This is a genomic window from Pseudoalteromonas sp. S2755 (assembly GCF_005886535.1).
Classification (GTDB): domain Bacteria; phylum Pseudomonadota; class Gammaproteobacteria; order Enterobacterales; family Alteromonadaceae; genus Pseudoalteromonas.
Genome location: NZ_PNDS01000093.1, coordinates 1 through 22920, shown reverse-complemented (window position 1 = coordinate 22920; position 22920 = coordinate 1). Strand labels below are relative to the sequence as shown.

The following is a 22920-nucleotide window of genomic DNA, read 5'->3' as shown; positions in this document are numbered from 1 at the left end:
AAATTTCGTCATCTTTTCACCCAAATTTGTATGCAAATAGCATAACATTTCTTTCTTAATGGGTGGCCAAATTAACTATGCCACTACATGCTGAGGGTTGAAACCGTTGCGGAGTAATTCAAAATCACAGAATTCAACGGTAGCTTTTTTACCGTCACCGACTACTTTGTAGATACTGCCACTTGCTGTTTTTATAAGATTTTTCTTCGGCTTTATTTCCACCAGTTTTGAGGTGCAGATATAGTCACCTTTGCCAAATCTAAAAGATTTATCTTCAACACAGGTGCCCAATAAAACTTGACCGATTCGGTGCCCACCGTCTTCAACTGTCACGATTTGCCAATCGCAAACTATAGTATCCATAAGTCACCTTTACTCTATTTGCAGTAAAGTTTGATATTAGGAAATTTGTGGTTAAAAACATATTGAAAGCGTGGATCTAATCCTGTCTTTTTAACCATTATATGAAGGTATAACAAGGCAACATAACTATTGTTAATGTTAACAGAGGACTGTAGCCAGATATAAGACAACTGGCTACAGGATAAACATTATTCTTCTACGCTAGAAGGCAACCCCGCTGCTACATCTTTAAAAGCAGCTAACGCAGCTTCCAAATGGTCGATGATTTCTTGCTGTAAAACATCAGGCGGTGGCAGATTATCTAAATTATCTAAGCTGTCATCTTTTAGCCAGAATATATCCAAGCTCGCTTTGTCTCGATTGATTAGCTCATCATAACTGTAGTATTTGAACCTCTCAGTCTCTTCACGTTCATGACGGTTTTCAGGGTTGTAACACTTAATGAAGTCTTTTAAGTCATTCAGTGTCATTGGTCGTTGTTTTAGTGTGAAGTGTTTATTAGTTCTTAGGTCGTAAAACCAAATACCTTTGGTGTGAACTTTTTCATCACGGGCGGCATTGTCAAAAAACACAACATTCGCTTTCACACCATTAGCGTAAAAGATACCTGTTGGTAATCTTAAGATGGTATGCACATCGCAGTTATTTAACCACTTTCTACGAATACGCTCACCAGCACCACCTTCAAACAATACGTTATCAGGTAATACAACAGCGGCTTTACCAGTGTCTTTTAAGCTTGAAACAATATGCTGTAAAAAGTTTAACTGTTTGTTGGTAGTGGTTGCCCAAAAATCTTGACGCTCATAAGTAAGCGCATCTTTATCTTCACCACCTTCAGCATTGGTTATGGTAACGCTGCTCTTCTTTCCGAAGGGGGGGTTCGCGAGAACATAATCTACCTTATTTTCACCTGTAATTGGTGTTAGTAATGCATCAGCTCTTTCAACTTCAGGTTGCCCATCAATGCTGCCAATATTGTGTAAAAATAAGTTCATCAAACACATGCGCCTTGTTGAAGGGACAATCTCATTACCTCTAAATGTTTTGTCTCTTAACGATTGTGCTTGTGCCTTATTTAACTTCGACTTTGGAACAATGCTTTCGTCATGCTTTGATGGATTCCAATGGGTCATTTCCTTTTGAATCCACTGAGGATCACCATAAGCAATCCAGTCGCTGGCACTCAAGAAGAAACCTCCAGTTCCACAAGCTGGATCTGCAATGGTTTTCTTCGGTTCAGGCTGAACACACGCTAATATGGCATCAATCAACGGTCTAGGTGTAAAATATTGACCAGCACCGCTTTTTGTATCTTCCGCATTTTTTTGCAGAAGCCCTTCATATAAGTCACCTTTTGCATCAGCATCTAAACTTATCCAGTTTTCGTTATCTATCATGGTAACAATACGAGATAACTTTGCAGGGTCTGGGATCTTATTTTCAGCTTTATAGAATATAGCGCCTAACATGCCGCCAGCTTTTGCTAGGTTTTTTAAGATCTTTCTATATTGTTCTTCTAGTTTTTCGCCTGTTAACCCACGTAGAGATTCCCAATTATATTCAGCCGGAACTTTAGTATCTCTGACATAAGGTGGCTGCGCATATTCATGCGCCATTTTTAAAAATAATAGATAGGTTAACTGTTCTAAGTAGTCGCCATAACCAACACCATCATCACGCAATGTATGACAGTAATTCCAAACTTTTTGTACTAACGCAGGAGCGTTCATAACTTATCCACCAAATATACTACTTTGTTTAATTTACAGTGTTATGCGCATTCTAGAATGTCTTCAACCCACTCTCTATTTTGAAACCCTTTAACCATTTTTTTTGCGAATACAGAGAATGGCGCTTCAGCAACAATTAGTCTTGCTATCGAATCCACGACTGTTTCAAAAGCTTTATCTATTGCTCCGTTACCTGTGTTGAGATCTGGATACAATTCATCACCTGTTTCGATTAGGTCTCGAATATCTAAAGCCAATAATCTTCTAGCTTCGTTTAAGTCAGGATGATCCAAATGATAATATTTTATTGAATCGAGAACTCTTTGATTTTTAGTTTCTTCGTTGGGGTATTTAGGTCTTGGACGACCATCATCACCAAAATCTAATAATCCGACATCAGTTGTTTTGCATGGATCAAGCAAAACAAAAGACTCAGTATTTCTCTGAATACGATTTGTTGCTCTATTACCTGCAAGTAAAGGGAAATGGTCTCCTTTTCCTTCACTTTCTCCTGTTTCGGGGTTTGTTCTAACGCTGTTGCAAAACGTACAAGCGAATCGAAAGTTTTCATAATCTAAAGCAAACCAAGGGTAAATACTTTTAGGTCGAAAATGATCGACTGTATTATCGGATCTATCTTCTCTTGATTCACAATACCAACATTTATTTTTAGATAAATCTTTTAGCGCTGGTTTCAACTCAGCCCATATAGTTTGACCAGTTTTAGCTTCACAAAGGCCATTATCAATATTGCTTTGCTTGTTCTGCGCTCTTGTTTTCCAATCCTGAGAGGGGTTTAGTCTTCGAATATCAATTCGTCTCACTATCCTTTCCTTCTTGTTTTAACTTCCGCATTACTTTTTGAATCAGAACTTTACTGGCTACGCGTTTCTCTTCAGATGGCAAAGAATCAATTTTTTGGTTACTTTCTCGCTGTGAATCGAATTCATATCTTGCTCGAAGATATTCTTCAAAAACTCTGTCGCGATTAGAAAATCTGAAACCTAGCTTATCAAGCTCTAAGTTAATTTCGTTTAGTTTTGACTTCTCAATACTAGTTAATGCTTCATCTTTAGCTGTAATTTGTCTCTTACTTTCGAGCAGTTCTTCTGTATAACTATCCACTGAAGAAGCCAAGCCAAACATATCACTTGTGATTATACCCGCATATCCCATCCCTCTAGGGTCAAAGTTAGGCTTATGCGAATCAATTATTCTTGTTTCTTCATCACGGCTAAGAATCTGTACTTGCTGTTTAGTTAATTCAGCAATTGCAATTGGATTATGTGTAGTGAGAACAATATGGCTATTATTTTCACCTTTAGAACCAGAGGTCACGAATTTGTTCAGGTAATCAATGTAGTCAACACTCCACTTAGGATTTAAGTGAGTGTCTGGTTCATCAAGTAAAAATAGGCTTTCTTCTTCAGCGGTAAACCTTAATAGACCTAACACTGTTAGCAATTGTTGCTCGCCTTCACTTAACTCTCTGAACGTAACGCTGCCATCATTCTTTTTAAGCTTAACTCTAATGCGAACTTCGCTGATTAGCTCAGAGACGTAAGTACTTTCTAGGTCGCGGAAAAACTTTCTAGGTTCTTGAGAACCTACTAGTTCATCAAGTTTTTTTAAATCCTTGATAAACATATAAAGATATTCACGTTTTTTACTATTCCATAAAGTAGCTTCATCATTTCTTTTTATTTTTATTGGTGCAGAAGATACCTTGTGTACACGATCTAAAAATTTACGAACTACACCCTCTGCACCCCAAAAAATATCAGGTTTTGCTTGGCAGGCATTGTGTTCGCCTTTAGGAGTTTTACTTTTATTTAGGTTCCAAGAAGGTTCATTTAACTCTAATAGCACAGAATCAATACTTTCAGCATTCTCATCAGTTTCTAAACCTAATTGAGTGTCTAGAAAGTGTCTAACTAAGTCATCTTGTCTTAACACAAAGGCAAGCAACACAAATTGGCTATGTACAGGTAACGCATAAAATAAACGCCTTAAACCCGGATCTTCAGATTTTGCATTGCGAAGCTTTTTATCATATTGCTGAAGGTACGGCCTAAAAACGGACTGCATCCTATCGCTATGGCCTGAGTAGTATCCAAAAACATATTTTGGCAAGAAGTCGTCTTGCTGCTTTTTAAACTTACTAAATGCTATTTTAGCTAACTCTTTCTTTCCCGTTAGCACACTCAATAAATCTGCTTGAGCAGACTCCTCAGATTTTGCTTCTCCTAAATCTCTGTAACTGATTTTATAGGCATCTTTAACACGATCGGGGTCAGCGTCTATTTCAATCTCTTTTTCATGGCAAAAGTAGCGAAGAACATAAGAAAATGTTGGTTTATCTTTTTCTCCTCTCTCATTTTTACCCATAATGAGATCGCGAAATAAAACGGCTAATGCTTCAAGTACATTTGATTTACCTGTGCCATTCCAGCCGATAACTAACGTAATCCATTCTTCTTCTTCAAAGTCGATGGTAACGTTTTTAAGATTTTTAAACTGTTGTCGATTACCATCTCGTTCCGAGCCAATAGTAAATGAGGCTAATCGCATTAATCTTCCTTAACTTCTTGCTTGATAAGTCTTATTTGGTCATAACTACCATTGCGCTCAATTTCAATTTGACCAGACTTTTCAAGTTTTCGTAACTCAGTATAAATTTCTTCAACTCGGTCTATGGATGTACCATCTACAATGCCACATTTTTTAAATGCTTCTTGCGCATCAATCCATCTATCTTCTACGGTTAACACTTCTAATAATGTACTCATCACATCAACTTTTTTTTTAGCTTGGCGATTTCTCTTAGGTTTAGCTTGTTTCGCTAATTCCTCGCGTTCTTTTTTGATTTTTTCTAACAATACAGAGGCAGGCTCGTCATTCTCATCCTGAGGAACTAGCTCTCCTGAGAATGCACTTTTTAAGATGTTTTTTCGCTGAGCTTCAGACTGTTTTAAACCGAGCGCTGTAGCTTTGATTTGAAGGTCAATTGACTCAAATTCATTTGATACTTCTTCAATCAAAACCTTCTGTTCCAATATTGGAGGAAGAGGTATCGCCAATGCTCCGAGCTTGGTTCCGTTAACATTAGCTTGGCCTGCCGTTTGATTCATAACCTCTGCAATCCACTTTTTGCCAAGTACCGAATTAATATAGTGAGCAGCAATTTCTGGCAAAAAATGTTCTGAAAAAGTAACTGAAATAAGATAGGAAGCATAAGATACAGATTTGCCTATATCTCTATAAACTGCCGTTTTTCCAACAAGCTCAGCACTATTTGTTCGATTAAAGAGCAAATCCCCATCGTTTAATAAAAGCTCAGGAAACTCTTTATGATCTTCCGGCAAATATTTCAAATTATCGTAATCCAGCTTGCCATCTTGGATATTTCCCATTCGTAATACTGGAACACCACTCGCATCATCATTAGTTTTGGACGAAGAACCATAACGCTTGTTAATAGCTAACTGGTCAATAGTAGCCCATACCCACCCTTCAGGAAGTGCAGGTAAATCAGTTGTATCAGGCTGGACTGGTTCAGGGTATTTAGCTTGCCAGTTTTTAGATGGTGTTTTGCCTTTCTCTTTAAACTCAGCTAGCTGTTGCAGTTCCCAGCACTGCTTCCGCTCAACAAGAATTCGCTTTAAAAGCTCTTCGCCTGTTTCTTCGATTTGACGTTTATTATCATCTCGCCATTTTTCGGTAAGAACACCTTCTACAGCACTTTTTAGTAAGGACTGACGATAGTGCTTAAGTTTAATTTGAGCTGCTTTTAGCTCATTTACACCAGCATCTAATTCTGAAAACAGTTCATCGAGCTTTTCAACTATACGATTCTGCTCATTTATTGGGGCTAACCTTACTGAAATTCGCTTCAAGTTGACTTGCGTAATTTGCGGTTGAGCTGAACCAGAGATAATGTTACTGAAGTCAGTGTTTCTTAAAAAATATTCCAAATATTTAATATCACAAGCGTTTTCAGCCAATTGATCTAGAGCCATAGCATTTCCATTTATGTATGAAAATGGTACTGAAAGATGAATATTGCCGCAGCTTGCTCCTCGGCATGTAATCATTAAGGTGGGCTTTTCATGTGTATATTCATCATAAAAACCGATCTGACCATTTGCACCATAAACAGGATAGCCAACTTGTTTCAAATCTTTAGTTGCAACTGTTTTCCATTGTTTCGGAGTACATAAATCAAATAAGTTGATGTTAATCCAGCCATTAGGTAATTCTACATCTATACTCACGCAATTAATTCCTGATTCATTTCAGCCATAAGGCTATCTAATTCGTTTTTAGCTTCGGTGTTAAACAAGCCCCACACTTTTTGTAAACCGCCACGATCGGAAAAGGGGCTGTAGTCAAAGTCATCGCGTTCAATGGAGCAACTTGCTGCAATATGGTCTTTTATCAATCTAAGCCATGCAGTTTGTTCTTCGGTAAATGCTGTTTTTCTTTGGGCATTATGGCGGAAGATCCATTTTTTAAATTTAGCGTCTACTTGCTCAGCAAATGGTTTAAGCTCAGTCTCTAAACCGATAGCATATTTTACTAGCGAGATTATATCGGTTAGCTGCCTTTGGGTGTTGGCTTTTTTACCTTTACCGCTGTTTTTATTGATCGGGTTTGTTGAATTTATGCGCTCATAAGCCGTCCATAGCTTTTCCGTTGTTAATAACAACGGAGGATTATTTAACGCTTGGTGCAATTCTTCTAACATGGAAAAAGTTAATGGTCTGCGCTGATAAGGCTGCTGGTAGAAAAAGCTGAGTGCTTGTATATCGTCTTTATGCTGCTCAATAAATTCTTTAAAGCTTTGTATTACCTTTTCTGCATTTTCTTCTGCTTGAGCACTGTAGCCGGAGTAAGTCACCGTATCTAAATTAATGTGGTCGATAACTTGTTCGCGTTCTCTTCTGGCAGACTCGATCACATCTCTGGCATCAGGGTTATCAAAACTTTCACATGCTTTATCAATTAGTTGTTGTTTTGCGGTTTCGCGTTCATTATCGGTAAGTGTTTCTTCACTTCGTGTAATACCCTGTGCCTTGGCATTTTCTAATGCTTTTTGATTGATTGCGTCAGGATCTAGCGCGGTTAATAGTTCTCTTGCTAATTGAGCAACTGGTTTACCTGTAAGCTTCTCTATTTTCTTGTGACCGCGAGTATCAATTTGTTTACCTAGACGGGTTAAGCGATTTGCTAAGCTTTGTATTGTGTCATCATCGCGATGCCCCATAGCAACGCCTTGAAGTAAGTCCTTCATTGAAAGATTTGGACTACGTTCCAATGGGCGGCTCTCTGTTTTTTGCGACTTTTCGACACCTACTGCATCGATTAGTACAAATCTATCTTTAGCACTAGTCGCACTTTTACTAACGTTGCGAAGATCTTCAAAACCTAAGCTTCTTACGCCACGGCCTTTCATTTGCTCGTAATAGCCTTTGCTACGAACATCACGCATAAACAGTAGAACTTCTAATGGTTTTACGTCTGTTCCTGTGGCGATCATGTCAACAGTCACTGTGATGCGTGGGTTAAAGTCGTTACGAAAGTCATTCAATATGCCATCAGGGTCTTTAGCGCTATATGTAACCTTTTTACAAAACTCATTTCCTTGCCCGTATTCTTCGCGAACAATTTGAATAATGTCATCAGCGTGGCTATCTGTTTTGGCGAATATAAGTGTTTTCGGCACTTCTTTGCGGTTAGGAAATATTTCAGTTTCTACCGCCTTTTTCATTGCTCTAATGACTTGACGGATTTGGCTGGTATTAACCACTGAGCGGTCAAGCTCTTTGCTGGTGTAAGTGTTATCTTCTTCTGCTTGTGCCCAGCGTTTTTTGCGAGTCAATTTATCTCGATGATCTAACCATTCTTTGGCTTTCAGTTCAGCACCTTTGTTACCGATTTCGGTTTCAATTTCATAGACATCGTAACCAACGTTTACGCCATCAAGCACAGAGTCTTCATAACTATATTCCGCAACAATGTTTTCGTTGAAAAAGCCTAATGTGCGTTTATCAGGTGTGGCAGTAAGACCAATAATGAATGCATCGAAATAATCGAGCACTTGTTTCCAAAGGTTATAAATAGAGCGGTGACATTCATCAACAATAATAAAGTCAAAGGTTTCAATTGGAACTGCTGGATTATACTTCACCAACTTTGCCTGTTGTTGATTTTGCTTAACTTCATGTGGTGATAAATCTTCTGCGCTTTCGTCTATCGGTTTACCACTTAGAATCGAATACATCCTTTGTATAGTACAAATACAAACTTCAGCAGCATCATCTATGGTGCTGCTATTGAGTCGCTGTACTATGTGATTTTCATGAAAAAATGTTTCTTTACCATGCGGTTTAAAAGCATGAAACTCTTGTTGTGCCTGCTTACCAAGGTTTCTGGTATCAACCAAAAACAAGATTCGTTTAGCACCACCATTATTTAGTAATCGGTACACTGAGTTAATTGCGGTAAACGTTTTGCCAGCACCTGTTGCCATATGAATTAATGAGCGAGGTCTGTTATCGGCAAGGGATGTTTCTAATCCTGTGATCGCGTTTATTTGGCAGTCGCGTAGTTTCGCTTTCGGCAATTCTGGCATTTCATTTTTTAAGCGAGAACGCAAAGAGCTAGTTTGCTTTTGCCAGTCTTGAAGTGTTTCTGGTTTGAAGAAATGGAAAATCTCTCTTGCTCTTGGAGCAGGATCTCTTAAATCAGTAAAATGAATAACTTGGCTTGTAGCTTCGAATAGGAAAGAAAGAGGCTCTTCATCTTGTCGGAATTTTATTTTGCTCGTGGCATATCGAAGTGTTTGCTCTTCTACTTGGGAGAGAATGGTTTCGTCTTTTTTGGCTTCAATAACACCTACTGCTTTGCGGTTCACAAATAGTAAATAGTCAGCGGGACCAGTATCGGTTGGGTATTCTCTAACCACAACCCCCAAACCTTCGCCAAGGTTAACCTTAGGCCATGTTTGTACTTTCCAGCCAGCGAGCTTTAATTGCTCGTCAATGCCTAATCGAACTTGGGTTTCAGGCTTTAATCCTTCAATATCCATAACCTTTCCTAAACTTCGTCAAAGAAATCTTCATCTATCTTTTTAATATGCAATACATCTTCATCTCGACTACCAATGTTGTAGCGCAGCATGAGTTTTGCTAGCTCTTTGCCATTAATTAAGACGATACGAGTGCCTAGATTGTTTGCAGTTTCTTGTGCTGATGATGTGAAATCTGATGTTGTGATAAAAATACCTTTTTGCGCACGTTTAAGGTTTAGTGCTCCAAAAAAGTCTCTGATATCACCTGCACCAACATTATTACCTTCGCAATAACACTTAGCTTGAATATATATTTGATCGACACCTAATGGATCTTGGTCAATAACGCCATCAACACCATTGTCTCCTGATTTACCTAGCGCATGAGCTGCACCTTCACCAGCACCTCCATACCCCATAGCGATTAGTAGTTCGATGAGTAAATCTTCAAAAAAATCGGGGGTTACTTTGCGGGTACGCTCTAGGATTTCTTGAGCGAGTGCTTCATTAACTTTTTTATATGCGGATCTCAAGATTTCATCGGGTGTTGAAACTTCTTCTTGCTCAGTGATACCTGATTCAACTTCGCTGCCAGCTTCATCATTGCTTTTTTGTTTGAAAGCGATGAATTCATCAAATTTTTTCAGGTATTCGTTATTAATATCCACATTTTCAGACAAAGCTTCTTTACCACGAGGGGTAATAACAAAGTGTGCTCTGCGAGTAGCTTCTAACAATCCCGCTTTTGTTAAATAAGTGCGTGCCCAACCAACTCGGTTATCTAGAATACTTTGGCGACCACTCGGCAAGGTTTCAGACCTTTCCTCTTCAGTTAAGTCAAATTGATCTGCTAGTTGATTAATAACATCACGTAGCTTTACTTCATTGCCATTTGCATCGTTAGCAATTTGTAAGAATGGACGCATAAATTGTTCGTAATTGGGTATCACGCAATATCCTTATTGTTTTTGTTCTTCAATCCACTTCTCTAGGTCAACACGCTTAAAGCGCCATGAGCCACCCACTTTAAATCCGGGCAGTTTACCTTCGCTTGCAAGGCGATAAGCCGTTTTTTCATTCAACTTGAGGTATGTAGCAACCTCTTGAATAGTAAGTATTTCGTCTGTCATCGGACTATCTCAATAATGAACTTAGTCACAATATGAGAAAATTAAGGAAATAACAAGAAATTGCCTTACCGGTTTGTTAGAATTTTTAATTGTCATGAGATATCACGTTTTATTATTAAACTATCTATCACGAGCCCGAGCCAGAACGCTCTATCCTTGTTCGATTTAGTTCAAAAAGGTTTTACCAATTAAAAAGGACACTAAGCATGGCACTTAGTGTCCTTTTGGTTATTAGCCAGTTATCACGTCATACTGACTTTGCCTGCCAATTGCGCTTCTGGGTGGGTTTCAATAGTTTCGGCTTCGCCACGGTGATCGCTGGCTAACTTTTCATATAGCAGCGGTAAGACAATCAAAGTGAAGAAAGTACCGATGAGCATGCCTGCGACTAAGATAATACCTATGCTGTTGCGCGCTTCTGCGCCTGCGCCGGTTACCAAGACCAACGGGAAGTGACCAAGCACGGTTGCACCTGTGGTCATTAGGATGGGTCTCAGTCGTGTGGCCGCAGCCCCTTTTACGGCTTCAAATTTCGATTTACCTTCAAGCTGTAAGTGGTTCGCAAATTCAACAATCAAGATGCCATTTTTGGCTATTAAACCGATGAGGGTAATTAGGCCGATTTGGCTGTAAATATTGACTGTTGTGAGTGATAAAAACGGCAGCATCAATGCACCGGCGAGTGCCAGCGGTGCGCAGCCGAGTAGTACCACGAGCGGATCTCTAAAGCTGTTGAACTGGATAGTCAGTAAGAAAAATACCACTATCATGGCAAACAAAAGTACGCCAACCATGGTGTTGCCTTCTTTTCTTAGCTGTCTTGATTCGCCAGCGTAGTCAATGGAGTAATGGCTAGGCAAGACTTCTGCTGCAATTTCTTCTACCTGTGTTAGCGCTTGCTCTTTGGTTATGTGTGGCAGTGTCCCTGCCAATATTCTAAACGAGTTTTGCTGATTGAATGAGCCAAGCACTCTAGGGCTTGTGAAGGTGCGCAAGGTGGCAAACGCTGAAATTGGAATGAGATCGCCAGCATCGGTTCTTACTTGCATATTAAGAATGTTCTCAGGATTGTACCTTTCGCCATCGCCCACAATGGGAATGACGCGGTAGGCTTTACCTTCTTTGTTGAAGTAGTTGGCAAAATTATTCGACATATAAATACTAAGTTGCTCGTTTACCGACGACAAACTGAGACCTAAGTCTGCAACTAGCTCTCGGTCGATTTCGAGCTCGGCTTGCGGCAGGTCGATTTTTAGGTCGGTATTGACGAACATAAAGCTGCCACTGGCGGTTGCGCGTTGAATAATCTCATCAGCGTACTGCTTCATCGCAGTTGGGTCGTCACTGGCACGGAATACTACTTCAACATCAAACTGTCCTGCGGTAGGAAGCGATGCTGGTAAAATAGGAAATAAACTTAGCCCAGTCACGCTGCCTAACCGGCCGTATAGATCGTATAGCAAGTCGTGTACTGAGTTTTCTCGCTCATCAAATGGTGCAAGCTCTACACCACCAAAACCTGCTGCCGCCGTAATAATCTGCCAAGTAAACTCAGCGCCTTCAGTGGCGTTCATGACCTCGGCAGTGTCATTCATTTTCGCTGACGTATAAGCTTGAGAAGACTCAGGTGGTGCTTCCACTACGACTTGGATACTGCTTTGATCTTCGATGGGCGCTAGCTCTTTTTGTGATAACAGGTAAAACGGCACCGACAATAAAGAGAACACGATAGCGACAAAAAAGACCTGTGGGCGCCACTTAAACAAGGTATCTAGCGCTCGAAAGTAGAACGCTTGTAATCGATCAAAATAGCCATTGACCTTTTGCGTTAATTTACCTTCTTTACCGCCTTCGGGATTAACGTAGGCACTCATGATGGGCGATAAGGTAATAGCAACTAGTCCAGAAATTAATACCGCAATGGCTAGGGTGAACGCGAACTCTCTGAATAAGAACCCCGTTAACCCTGTTAAAAAGCCGATTGGCGCGTAGACTGCTGCAAGGGTCAGCGTCATGGCAATTATTGGGACGAGTAATTGACGTGAACTGATAAGCGCCGCTTGTAACCTGGGTTTGCCTTCGCGCATATGACGCGCAACGTTTTCAACTACCACAATGGCATCATCCACCACTAACCCAACAGAAAGCACGATAGCCAAAATGGTCAGTAAGTTGAGCGAAAAGCCCATTGCCGAGATCACCGCGATTGCGCCTAAAATCGAGATAGGAATGGTCACCAGCGGCACCATGGCGGTTCTAAACGAGCCCATCATCGCGAGTACAACAATCCCCACGAGTAGGACGGTTTCTCCAAGCGTGGTGAAGATTTCTTTTATGGAATCACGCATATAAAGCGTGCCATCGTAGCCAATTCTTAGATGCATGCCGTCGGGTAAGATGGTATTTATCTCATCAATCTTTTTATACAGCGCATCACCAATATCGATTTCATTGGCACCTGGTAATGCCCACACCGCTAAGAATACCGTATCGTGGTCATCAAGGCGTGCGGTTACCATGCCTTCGGCTTCACCAAGTTCTACCGTGGCGATGTTACCAAGCTTGAGTTGCGTGCCATCGATTTCTTTTACCACTAGGTTGTTAAAATCAGCTACCGTTTTTAACGAGGTATTGGCCATCAGGTCGATGCGTTGTCTGTTATTTTCACTGTAACCTAAGGTGGCAATGGTGTTGTTTGCTTGTAGCGCGGTAAATACATCGCTGGCACTTACGCCATAGATAGCGAGTTTTTCGGTATCGAGCCAAATTCGCATTGCTGGATCGCGGCCACCTTCCAGCGTCACTTTTTGGACACCGGGAATATCAGACATAGAAGGGACAACATTACGGATCAAATAATCACTCACGTTATTACGTGGCAGACCTTGAGATTCCACATCGAGATAGAATACCGCATACGGACTATCGGCACGTACGATTTGAATGGCTGGATCTTCCGCTCCGCTGGGTAACTCAAACTTAATCTGGTTTAATCGGGTGGTCAGCTCAGCCAAGGCATCGGTGGTACTATGATTAAGTTCAAGCCAAGCGGTAACTTTGCTAAGTCCCGAGGTAGTTATCGAGTCTACATAGTCGACGCCAGGAACGGTAGAGGCCACTCGCTCGATTGGCTCGGTAACATAGCCTTTAACGACGTCTGCGGCAGCGCCTGTATAGACAGTGTTGATCACCAGTGAAGCACTTTCTATTTTTGGATATTGCTGCACCGATATATCTCGGGCGGCATTAAACCCCGCTAGCACAATAAGCAATGACACCACTATTGCCAGTACCGGCCGGTTAACAAAAATATCCATGATAGACGGCTTATTTTCGTGTAATGCGCTCATTACTGGCCTCCGTTATTGCCATCAACAGCGGCAACCTGATCGGTATAAACCAGTAAGTTTTCTTGTAGCTTAAATGCGCCTTCAGCAGCAATAAATTCACCGCCGCTAAGGCCTGATAGCACAAGTTGCTGATCGTTTACCTTATCACCTAAAGTGATTTTTACTGGCTTTGCTCGCCAGTTTTGGTTCTCGTCCTTTTCAAGTACATAAACAAACTCACCAAAGTGATTGCGCGTAATCGAATTGGTTGGCACTACTGCGGCGCTCACAATCTCGGTCGGTACATTGACTAACACCATTTGATTGTGGCTGAGTGTACCATTGCTGTTTTGTAGCTCAGCACGATAACTTTGTTGACGCGATGCGACATCGACCATTGGCATTTTGGCTGAGACGCGAGCAGGCATTTGGCCGCTAGCATTAGAAATTGCCACGCTAACGTCTTCGCCTATGTTAGGTTGTGGTAAGGTTTGTGGCATTTTGAAATCCACCCAAATACTGTCGTCTAACCCAACCAAGAAGGTGATTTCGCTATTGGCATCTAGCAACTGACCGACTTGATACTGTTCTAGGCCTGTTTGACCCGGGTAAGGTGCACGAATGGTTTTTTTCTCGATTAACGTGGTTAGTCGTTTTACTTCAGCCTGATTAATTGCCACCTCGACTTCGGCTTTGTCTACCTCATCAGGGCTGATCCGCTTTTGTTCAAGTAATTTGGCAACTCGTTGATAAGTGGATTTAGCGAGTTTTACTCGAGCTTTAGCTGCTAATAGATTTGCCTCATCAATGCTGCTGTCTAGGCGCAGTAATATTTGGTTCGTCTCTACTTGATCACCGGGCTTAAAACCGACGTAGGTGATAAGACCAGGATACTCGTTACTAATGGTGACGGTGCGCTTGGCATGAAGCTGACCTACAACCTTTACCGATTTAATATATTCAGTAGTTGATACATATGTACTTTTAACTGAAGCCGAAGGTTCCGGAAAAGACTCCCCAAAGGCGATTGCCGCTTGGATTTGTGTAAATTTCACAAAGCCAAGACTGGTAATCACGATGAGAATAATGACAACGGCCATAAGCCAGCGTTTAATATTCATTGAAGTTTCCTTAAGTTAACGAAGTTTGAGCGTTTGCAATTCTTTCTCTATGCGTACCAGCGAATCTTGGGTGATAGGCTGTTTCCATGGATAACTGTTAAGTAATCGTACAGTGCTACGAATAACAGGGTCATTAAGCTCAAGTGGTGCGAGCAGTGAAGCTGTGCCCTCAACAATTTGTTTAGTTTGTTGCAAGCGCATTACTTGCTCATACCCTACGGTAAGCGCCCAGCCGGTGATAATAATTTCTTCTATCATGTCATGCAGATCTGGTGTAGCTTGCAATTCACCTGCCTCAATACCATTAATCAGCGCTTGTTTAAACACGTTTTCACAACCACCACAGGATTCGATAATTTTATTAGTCCAAAACTCAGAAGCCCTTTTGATCACCGCCTCATTGGTGGAGTAGGACTGTAATTCATAATCAAAAGAGAAGCGTTTAAGCTTTTGTGGCGAGATAAGACACACCGCGAGCATGCGTTCTGGCGTGCTAAGTGGTAAGGACAACACTTGCTTAAAAACATTGGATGTATGGGTAAAAGACTCATAGGCTAGCGCCATTACTAGATCTTCTTTAGTCTGCACAAATTTATAGATTGAGCCCATAGACAACCCCGCAAGCAAAGAAACCTTTGCCATTGTAAAGTCAGTGACCGAAGACTCATTAATGCATTGCTCCGCAGCGTTTAAAATCATGCGTTGCTGGGTTTCTTTATCATATTTAGGTGCCGGTGCCATCGTTTCTCCTTAGAGGTTGAACCTTATTCGAATGGTATTCGAATAAGGTTCAATTATAGAGTGCATTTCTAAAAGAGCAATAAGCAAACAGGGTATTGTTTTCAAAACAGGAATTTGGTGTGTAGATAGGCTCTGAAGAAAGGCTCAGCACGGCGCGTTATTGGTATCGCGACGTGCTAATGGTTTAGTGGTTTAAAATCCAGCTTTTAACGGGTTTCAACCACTCCTCTCTTGGGACATAGAAAGCGCCGTGCTCCTTACCGGTTGAAATAGAAAACTCAGTAAAGCTTTTGAGGTTTGCAGAGCGTGCTTTCACAAAATCGCAAGAACCCACTTGATCTGAGGTTTCGTAAACGGATAACACCTTGCCGTAGAGCTGAATTTCGGTTTTACTTTTGATAAGGCCAGCGCAGCCTGCTAGTAGCACATAGTGAATGGCATCATTTTTTAATGTATCACTTGTCATTATCGTTAATGCACCACCGCGAGAAAACCCCACGAGCGTAATGTTGCTAGCACTGACGCCCGCGTCCAGTAATTTGCGGACCTTGCTAACGAGGGTTTTTGTATACGTTTCTGGTGCAACGCCTTTAGGGCGGTGCTCAGCAATTAGCGTATAGGCATCATCACTTAAAGCTTGCTTGATGGCTGGAAAGTCATATTTACCCCAGCGCTTATGGATAGGCGTTTCATTATCACCTTCAACGATATAGCCATGAGAGTAAAAAACATATTTGGCAGATGGATTAATCTGCTCTGGTACATCTGGGTAAATTGTTTTTGCAGAGGCGATTGACGCCACGCAAGCGGCAAATGAGGTGTATGCAGCACGTAGTAAAGGATTCATTTGTGAGTTTTTTTAGTTGATGTAGCGAGATGGTAGCCAAGCTTTGATAAAAGAAGCAAGTGTAGCGCGACCATCGTTGAGTATTGAGGTGAAGGCCAATAAAGTATGCAGATATTTCTATAGTAGGTACACTAACTAGCGAAACAGGTAATAGGGTAAATCGAATGAGTAGATTACAGTTTTTGAAAGTAAATAGTGATGTAGCAGAGGACATGCTCAAGTTAAAAGTGCGCGACTCACAACAACATCTAATTGCATCAAACGCCGAGTGGATCATTGAGGATAGCTTTAATGAAGACAGCGTGTGTTTTGGTATGTACGATGATGACTTGCCTGTTGGTATGATTGCGCTTATTGATCCTCGCTTGGTTGGGGATGACAATGGGCACTTTCAGGCACAACACTTATACATATGGCGGTTGATGATTGATGAAGCGTCACAATCTAAAGGCTATGGTAAAGCCGCGATGTGTTTTGCCAAACAGTATGCTGAGTTAATAGGATTAGTTGGTTTGTCGCTCACAACCATGGATACAGAGGCCGAAAACGCGTTGAATTTTTATCAAGCACTAGGTTTTATTCCGACAGGAAGAAGGCTTGATGGTGAAATTGAGCTCATCTACACACAGAAATAATTACGCTTAAGGCTTACGCCATGGCTAGTTCACTCTTATCACCCATCCAGCGCCAGATGATAGGGTCAACAATATCGCTGTGGTTTTTTAGCACGGTAAAAGCGAGGCTTCTCACTTGTGGTAATAAATGTTTATCACGACTAAGATCGGCAACTTTTAGCTCCGCCAATCCAGTTTGTTTTGTACCAAGTACTTCACCCGGGCCGCGGATCTCAAGGTCGCGCTCGGCAATGACAAAGCCGTCGTTACTTTCTCTAAGCACCCCCAAACGCTTTTGCGCAGTGACTGATAGTGGAGCATGGTAAAGCAGTAAACAATGTGATGCGATTTGTCCGCGACCAACACGGCCGCGCAATTGGTGCAGCTGCGCCAAACCCAGGCGCTCAGGGTTTTCAATGATGATAAGGCTAGCGTTGGGGACATCCACACCTACTTCAATCACGGTAGTGGCAACCAGCACATGAGTATGACCTTGTTTAAATTCGTCCATGATGATCTGCTTTTCTTGGGCTTTCATGCGACCATGTACCAGCGCAATATTAAGTTCTGGCAAGGCTTCGGCAAGTGCTTTGGCGGTGTCTTCTGCGGCCTGGCATTGTAACGCCTCCGACTCATCTATCAGGGTACATACCCAGTAAACTTGACGCTTATCTTCAACACAGGCCTTTTGTACTTTTTTGATCACTTCATTGCGTCTGGTGTCGGGCACGGCTACGGTCGTGATTGGTGTTCTGCCCGGTGGTAACTCATCGATAATTGAGGTTTCAAGATCTGCGTAGGCCGTCATTGCCAAGGTTCTTGGGATTGGGGTTGCAGTCATCACCAGCTGATGTGGATAGCAATCGCCAAACTTACCCTTTTCTCTCAGCGCTAAGCGCTGGTGCACACCAAAACGATGTTGCTCGTCGATAATGATAAGCGCAAGGTTAGAAAACTGTACTTGCTCTTGAAATAACGCATGGGTGCCGACCACCATCTGTGCTTGCCCTGAAGCAATTCGCTCCAGCGCATGAGTGCGTTCCTTGCCTTTGGTTTTACCACCCAGCCATACGGTTTCTATGCCCATAGGTTCAAACCAATTAAGGAAGTTGATGCCGTGTTGCTCGGAAAGGATCTCAGTGGGTGCCATTAGTGCCACTTGATAACCCTGCGCGATAGCCGTTAACGCACTAAGCGCTGCCACAAGGGTTTTTCCTGAGCCAACATCCCCTTGCACCAATCGCATCATGGGGTAGGGATGTTGTAAATCGCCTTTGATCTCTGCCACTACTCGGCTTTGGGCATTGGTGGGGGAAAATGGCAAGGCCGACAAAAACTGGGCTTCAAGTGGATTGCTGGGCGCTAGTGCAACCGCTTTTACCGCTTGGCCTTTTTGCCTAAGCTTAAGCAAGCTGAGGTTTTGCGCCAATAACTCTTCAAATGCCAATCGTGCCTGTGCGGGGTGTTGCCCAAGCTCTAATTGCGCTAAATCCACTTCCTGTGGTGGGCGGTGCAGCAACAACAGCGCTTCTTTTAAGCTTTGCTGTGATGGCCGATACTGAGCTGGTAAATAGTCTGGTACATCATATTTTCGCAGTAACTCAACAGCTTGATCGGCAATTGCCCGAATGCTCAGTTGCTTTAACCCTTCGGTGGTAGGATAAACTGGGGTAAGCGTCGCGAGGCTCGGATCGCTCGGTGCAGAGCGTGTCTCTTTGATGCTGTACTCTGGGTGTGCCATTTCAAAGCCATAATGACCACGGCGAACCTCACCAAAGCAGCGGATTATTTTGCCCGCTTGCATGGTATTTTTTTGTGCTGCATTAAAGTTGAAAAAGCGCAGCGCGATCCGCCCCGTCCCATCATTAACATAACACACCAACATGCGGCGTTTGCCTTGCGTGATTTCGCTGCGTTCAATCTCGGCTTCAATGCTGACATGGCTATGCGCTTGCAGCTCGCAGATAGGATAGGTGCGCGCGCGATCTTCGTAGCGCAGCGGAAGGTGAAATAACATGTCTTGCACCGATTGAATGCCAAGTTTGGCCAAACGCTCGGCTGCTTTTGGGCCTACGCCTTTTAATTCGGTGATTGGATAAGTGGCCAAATTTGGTGTCGACATGCTAATCCTCTAGCGCGATCCGCGTTATTTATTTCTTCTGCGTAAACTTAAGAATGTCCCAAAAAGCGTCGTCTGCAACGATTTCACCGTGCTCATCAAGTGCCGGGTAAGGTAGCCCTTTTTCGCGACAGCGGGTTGCAATGATTGGATGACATCCTTCAAATAGTAACTTATGTTTTACCACAGGATCCATCATATCTGTACGTTTGTACAGTCCGGCTGCATCTCTTTGGCGCTGCGCTTCGTATAAAATAAGTGCTGCAGCAACAGACACATTGAGTGATTGCACCATACCTTGCATTGGGATCACGATGTGCTGATCCGCATGCTCAAGTGCGCGCTCTGAGATCCCTAAACGCTCTTGACCGACAATAATAGCGGTGGGTTTAGTGTAATCAATTTCACGAAAATCAACGGCGCTATCGCTAAGGTTAGTTGCTAATAATTGTACACCTGGGTTTTGTTCACGAATTGTCGCAACAGCTTGGTCGATATCCTCATGCATATGGGTTTCAACCCAATTTTTGCTTCCGCCTGAGGTATTATTTGTTAACCGTCTTTGATCTTGTGGCCATACCGCGTGTACGTGGTGACACCCAACCGCGTCTGCGGTACGAACAATCGCTGACAGGTTGTGATGCTTATGTACTTCATCTAGGCACACTGTGAGGTCGGTTTGGCGTCTATCTAATACGCTTTTTACACGATGGAATCTATTCTCAGCCATCTACTTACTACTCTAATCAAAAAATTCCCGCGATTATAACAAAAAAGAAGCTAGGGCATAACGGTGCGCTGAATCGGGTTTTGCAGTGAGATCAGTGTTTCGGTTGACTGGATCGACTCAATGGTTTGCACTTTATTGATAAGCACATCCTGTAGGTGGTCGATAGAGCGCGCCATTACTTTGATAAAAATGCTGTAATTGCCCGTGGTGTAGTAGGCCTCAACAACTTCTTCAAATTCTTTTAAACGTGCAATGGCTCCCGGGTAGTCGCCGGCGTGTTTTAGGTTTATTCCGATAAAACAGCAGACATCATAACCAAGTCGTTTGGCATTAATGCTCACTTGAGTCCCCTCAATGATCCCTGCTTGCTTCATTTTTTCGACCCGAACATGGATGGTACCGGCGCTAACAGCAAATCTTTTTGCTAATTCCGCGTAGGGCGTTCGTGCATTTTCTTTTAAAGCGTGAAGGATGGATCTATCCAGATTGTCGATCTCATAATTTTCCATGTAAATATCCATTAACAATTGTTGTTTATATAAAATTTATAGCATATTTTTGATGAAAATAATTATGTAAAGGTGTTTTTGTTGCGGGTTATTGATGTTTGTGTCGGTTTCTTTAAATATAGACTCAACAAAACGACAAATTCGGGAATGAGGATCTAACCATGTTGAGCAAGTATCAAGAGACACAAAAACAGATAGCACGAGTAAAACAAGTATTTTCAGCACAGTTAACCGAGCAATTGGGTTTAGTTGAAGTACAAGCGCCTATTTTGGCGCGTTTGGGCGACGGTATTCAAGACAACCTAAGTGGTCACGAGCAGGCGGTGCAGGTAAAAGTGAAAACGCTACCAGATGCGCAGTTTGAGGTAGTGCATTCACTTGCTAAGTGGAAGCGTAAAACACTAGGCGATTATGGTTTTGCTAAAGGTGAAGGCCTCTACACGCACATGAAAGCACTACGCCCTGACGAAGATAAGCTATCGCCAATCCATTCTGTCTATGTGGATCAGTGGGACTGGGAAAAGGTGATTTGCGAAAACAGTGAGCGTTCGCTGGCAAAACTAAAAGAAACGGTAGAAACCCTTTATCGCTCAATTAAAGCAACTGAAAAAGTGGTTGAGGATGAATTTGGCATTGCGGCATTCCTCCCTGAGAAAATTACGTTTGTACACAGTGAAGAATTACGCACTATGTATCCAGATTTTACTGCCAAGCAACGTGAAAAAGCGATTGCCCAAGAATATGGCGCGGTATTTTTAATTGGCATTGGTGGCGAGCTTGGTGATGGTAAAATTCACGATGTTCGTGCGCCGGATTATGACGACTGGTCAACACCAACGTGCGACAAATACCAAGGGCTTAACGGTGATATTTTGGTGTGGAACCCGGTGCTAGAAGACGCATTCGAAATCTCATCAATGGGCATTCGTGTTTGCCCTGACTCACTTGCAAGACAGCTTAAATTAACCGATGACGAAGCACGCTTGAGTTTAGATTGGCACCAACAATTAGTAGCGGGCGAATTACCACAAACCATTGGGGGTGGTATTGGCCAATCGCGTTTAGTGATGTTGCTGTTGCAAAAACAGCATATTGGTCAGGTACAAGTTGGGGTATGGCCTGAAGAAGTACGTAGCAGCGTAACTGATTTGCTTTAAACAGATCGCGAGATGAACTCGCTCCTACGGGGTTAATATTTTGGTAGGAGCCGCTTCACGCGACGAGCGGTTAAAAGATCTCGAGATGAGCTCGCTCCAGTTGGGTTAATATTTTGGTTGGAGCCGCTTCACGCGGCGAGCGGTTAAGAGATCGCGAGATGAACTCGCTCCTACTGGGTGAATATTTTGGTAGGAGCCGCTTCACGCGACGAGCGGTTAAAAGATCTCGAGATGAGCTCGCTCCAATTGGGTTAATATTTTGGTAGGAGCCGCTTCACGCGGCGAGCGGTTAAAAGATCGCGAGATGAACTCGCTCTAATTGAGTGAATGCCTTGGTAGGGGGGCGCTTTATGCGGTGAAATAACACTCCGTTTTAGAGGAATAAATTTGGCACAGTGATAGGTTTCTGGGTTACTCACAACGCTGAATTTATTCCTCGATTTTTCCTTGTTTTGATCCCTAGTGTATTCTTATACTTTACTCGGTATAATGCCCGCTTTTAGCACTGCGGCAGACTTGAGTAAACCAATATTACTCGGCCGGTATTTATTGTTGAGAACGACTATGACATCAGCTACACGCGGTAATCTGTTTATCCTTTCTGCACCTTCTGGTGCGGGTAAATCAAGTTTAATTAAAGCGCTATTGGAAAAGCACGACGACATTAGAGTGTCGGTGTCTCATACCACACGAGCGCCTCGTCCGGGCGAAGAAAATGGTGTGCATTATCACTTTGTTTCTGTCGATGAGTTTAAGCAATTGATCGACAAAGGTGACTTTTTCGAGTGGGCGCAAGTATTCGAAAATTATTACGGCACTTCAAAACAAGCGATAGAAGATCAACTTGCCGCTGGTATTGATGTATTTTTAGATATTGATTGGCAGGGCGCGCGTCAGGTGCGTGAGTTGATGCCTGAAGTAAAGACTATCTTTATTTTACCTCCTTCAACTGCGGAGCTAGAAAAGCGCTTAAATGGTCGTGGTCAAGACTCTCAAGAAGTAATTGCAGGTCGCATGGCTGAAGCGAAATCAGAAAGCTCACACTATAACGAGTTTGACTATATTCTAGTCAATGATGACTTTGAGCAAACACGCGGTGAACTTGAACATATTGTTATTGCCGCAAGACTTGAGCAACAAGCGCAGTCTATCCGTCATCAAGCACTTATCGCCGACTTGCTAAAATAATTACTTTTAAACCTGAGGTTTGGATAAGAAATGGCTAACTTATTGTATTTACAATCGGCCTAATTCATATCCTTGTTTAGCCAGAGAGTTTTAGGGGGAACAAGGCGAATTTACGTACCAATAGCGGGCTATTGGAAGTGAATTCAACGCAGTTAGCGCTAAAACTGGCTGCTAGAAAGGCATTAATTATCCGCAGCTCAGGTTATTTAGTAAGAAAAAATTTCATCCTTGAAATCACAAAGGGAGATAAAACTAACTCAATGAAAT

General features: G+C 42.3%; 18 protein-coding genes. 3 read left to right on the top strand and 15 right to left on the bottom strand.

Annotated elements, in window-relative coordinates:
- Positions 1–75 precede the first annotated feature (75 nt).
- From CWC03_RS15620 to CWC03_RS15565, 12 genes are all read right to left on the bottom strand, one after another.
- The gene (locus CWC03_RS15620; protein WP_138582681.1) at positions 76–363 is read right to left on the bottom strand and encodes a hypothetical protein; all 288 of its coding nucleotides are present in this window, start codon (positions 361–363) and stop codon (positions 76–78) included.
- Positions 364–551: 188 nt separating this feature from the next.
- Positions 552–2096, bottom strand: a complete 1545-nt coding sequence (locus CWC03_RS15615) for a class I SAM-dependent DNA methyltransferase (RefSeq protein ID WP_138582680.1) — start codon at positions 2094–2096, stop codon at positions 552–554.
- A 41-nt stretch (positions 2097–2137) separates the two neighbouring features.
- A complete protein-coding gene (locus CWC03_RS15610; protein ID WP_138582679.1) occupies positions 2138–2920 on the bottom strand; it encodes an HNH endonuclease in 783 nt (260 codons plus the stop codon).
- Positions 2907–4667 (bottom strand): AAA family ATPase, encoded by a 1761-nt coding sequence (locus CWC03_RS15605; RefSeq protein ID WP_138582678.1) that lies wholly within the window; start codon positions 4665–4667, stop codon positions 2907–2909. The genes CWC03_RS15610 and CWC03_RS15605 overlap by 14 nt, the downstream gene beginning before the upstream one ends.
- A complete protein-coding gene (locus CWC03_RS15600; RefSeq protein WP_171040268.1) occupies positions 4667–6370 on the bottom strand; it encodes a restriction endonuclease subunit S in 1704 nt (567 codons plus the stop codon). Before CWC03_RS15600 ends, CWC03_RS15605 begins: the two co-directional genes overlap by 1 nt.
- On the bottom strand, positions 6367–9186 hold the full coding sequence (locus CWC03_RS15595; RefSeq protein WP_138582676.1) for a type I restriction endonuclease subunit R: 2820 nt from the start codon (positions 9184–9186) through the stop codon (positions 6367–6369). The genes CWC03_RS15600 and CWC03_RS15595 overlap by 4 nt, the downstream gene beginning before the upstream one ends.
- Positions 9187–9194: 8 nt before the next feature.
- Positions 9195–10118: a restriction endonuclease gene (locus CWC03_RS15590; protein WP_138582675.1), complete on the bottom strand. Its 924-nt coding sequence runs from the start codon at positions 10116–10118 to the stop codon at positions 9195–9197.
- A 9-nt stretch (positions 10119–10127) separates the two neighbouring features.
- Positions 10128–10298, bottom strand: coding sequence for a methylation-associated defense system helix-turn-helix domain-containing protein MAD1 (gene mads1 / locus CWC03_RS15585; protein ID WP_138582674.1), 171 nt, complete (start codon positions 10296–10298; stop codon positions 10128–10130).
- A 242-nt stretch (positions 10299–10540) separates the two neighbouring features.
- Positions 10541–13648, bottom strand: coding sequence for an efflux RND transporter permease subunit (locus CWC03_RS15580; protein ID WP_138582673.1), 3108 nt, complete (start codon positions 13646–13648; stop codon positions 10541–10543).
- On the bottom strand, positions 13648–14748 hold the full coding sequence (locus CWC03_RS15575; RefSeq protein WP_138582672.1) for an efflux RND transporter periplasmic adaptor subunit: 1101 nt from the start codon (positions 14746–14748) through the stop codon (positions 13648–13650). Before CWC03_RS15575 ends, CWC03_RS15580 begins: the two co-directional genes overlap by 1 nt.
- A gap of 15 nt (positions 14749–14763) precedes the next feature.
- Entirely contained in the window at positions 14764–15489 is a 726-nt protein-coding gene (locus CWC03_RS15570) for a TetR/AcrR family transcriptional regulator (RefSeq protein ID WP_138582671.1), read from the bottom strand.
- A gap of 184 nt (positions 15490–15673) precedes the next feature.
- On the bottom strand, positions 15674–16336 hold the full coding sequence (locus CWC03_RS15565) for an alpha/beta hydrolase (RefSeq protein ID WP_138582670.1): 663 nt from the start codon (positions 16334–16336) through the stop codon (positions 15674–15676).
- 164 nt (positions 16337–16500) lie between these two features.
- Here CWC03_RS15565 and CWC03_RS15560 point away from each other — a divergent pair, with 164 nt between their 5' ends.
- Positions 16501–16971, top strand: coding sequence for a GNAT family N-acetyltransferase (locus CWC03_RS15560; RefSeq protein ID WP_138582669.1), 471 nt, complete (start codon positions 16501–16503; stop codon positions 16969–16971).
- A 13-nt stretch (positions 16972–16984) separates the two neighbouring features.
- On the opposite strand, the gene recG is transcribed toward CWC03_RS15560, so the two are convergent.
- Genes recG through asnC form a run of 3 tightly spaced genes read right to left on the bottom strand, consistent with a single transcriptional unit; the run spans position 16985 to position 20308 of the window.
- Positions 16985–19072: an ATP-dependent DNA helicase RecG gene (recG, locus tag CWC03_RS15555; RefSeq protein WP_138582668.1), complete on the bottom strand. Its 2088-nt coding sequence runs from the start codon at positions 19070–19072 to the stop codon at positions 16985–16987.
- Positions 19073–19100: 28 nt separating this feature from the next.
- Positions 19101–19799, bottom strand: coding sequence for a tRNA (guanosine(18)-2'-O)-methyltransferase TrmH (gene trmH, locus CWC03_RS15550; RefSeq protein WP_010605868.1), 699 nt, complete (start codon positions 19797–19799; stop codon positions 19101–19103).
- Between the two features lie 50 nt (positions 19800–19849).
- Entirely contained in the window at positions 19850–20308 is a 459-nt protein-coding gene (gene asnC, locus CWC03_RS15545; protein WP_010374296.1) for a transcriptional regulator AsnC, read from the bottom strand.
- 161 nt (positions 20309–20469) lie between these two features.
- Between asnC and asnA the strand changes: the two genes are divergently transcribed.
- Positions 20470–21465 carry an aspartate--ammonia ligase gene (asnA, locus tag CWC03_RS15540; RefSeq protein ID WP_138582667.1) on the top strand — a complete coding sequence of 332 codons (996 nt, stop codon included), beginning with the start codon at positions 20470–20472 and terminating at the stop codon, positions 21463–21465.
- A 564-nt stretch (positions 21466–22029) separates the two neighbouring features.
- Positions 22030–22653: a guanylate kinase gene (gmk, locus tag CWC03_RS15535; protein WP_138582666.1), complete on the top strand. Its 624-nt coding sequence runs from the start codon at positions 22030–22032 to the stop codon at positions 22651–22653.
- Positions 22654–22920 lie beyond the last annotated feature (267 nt).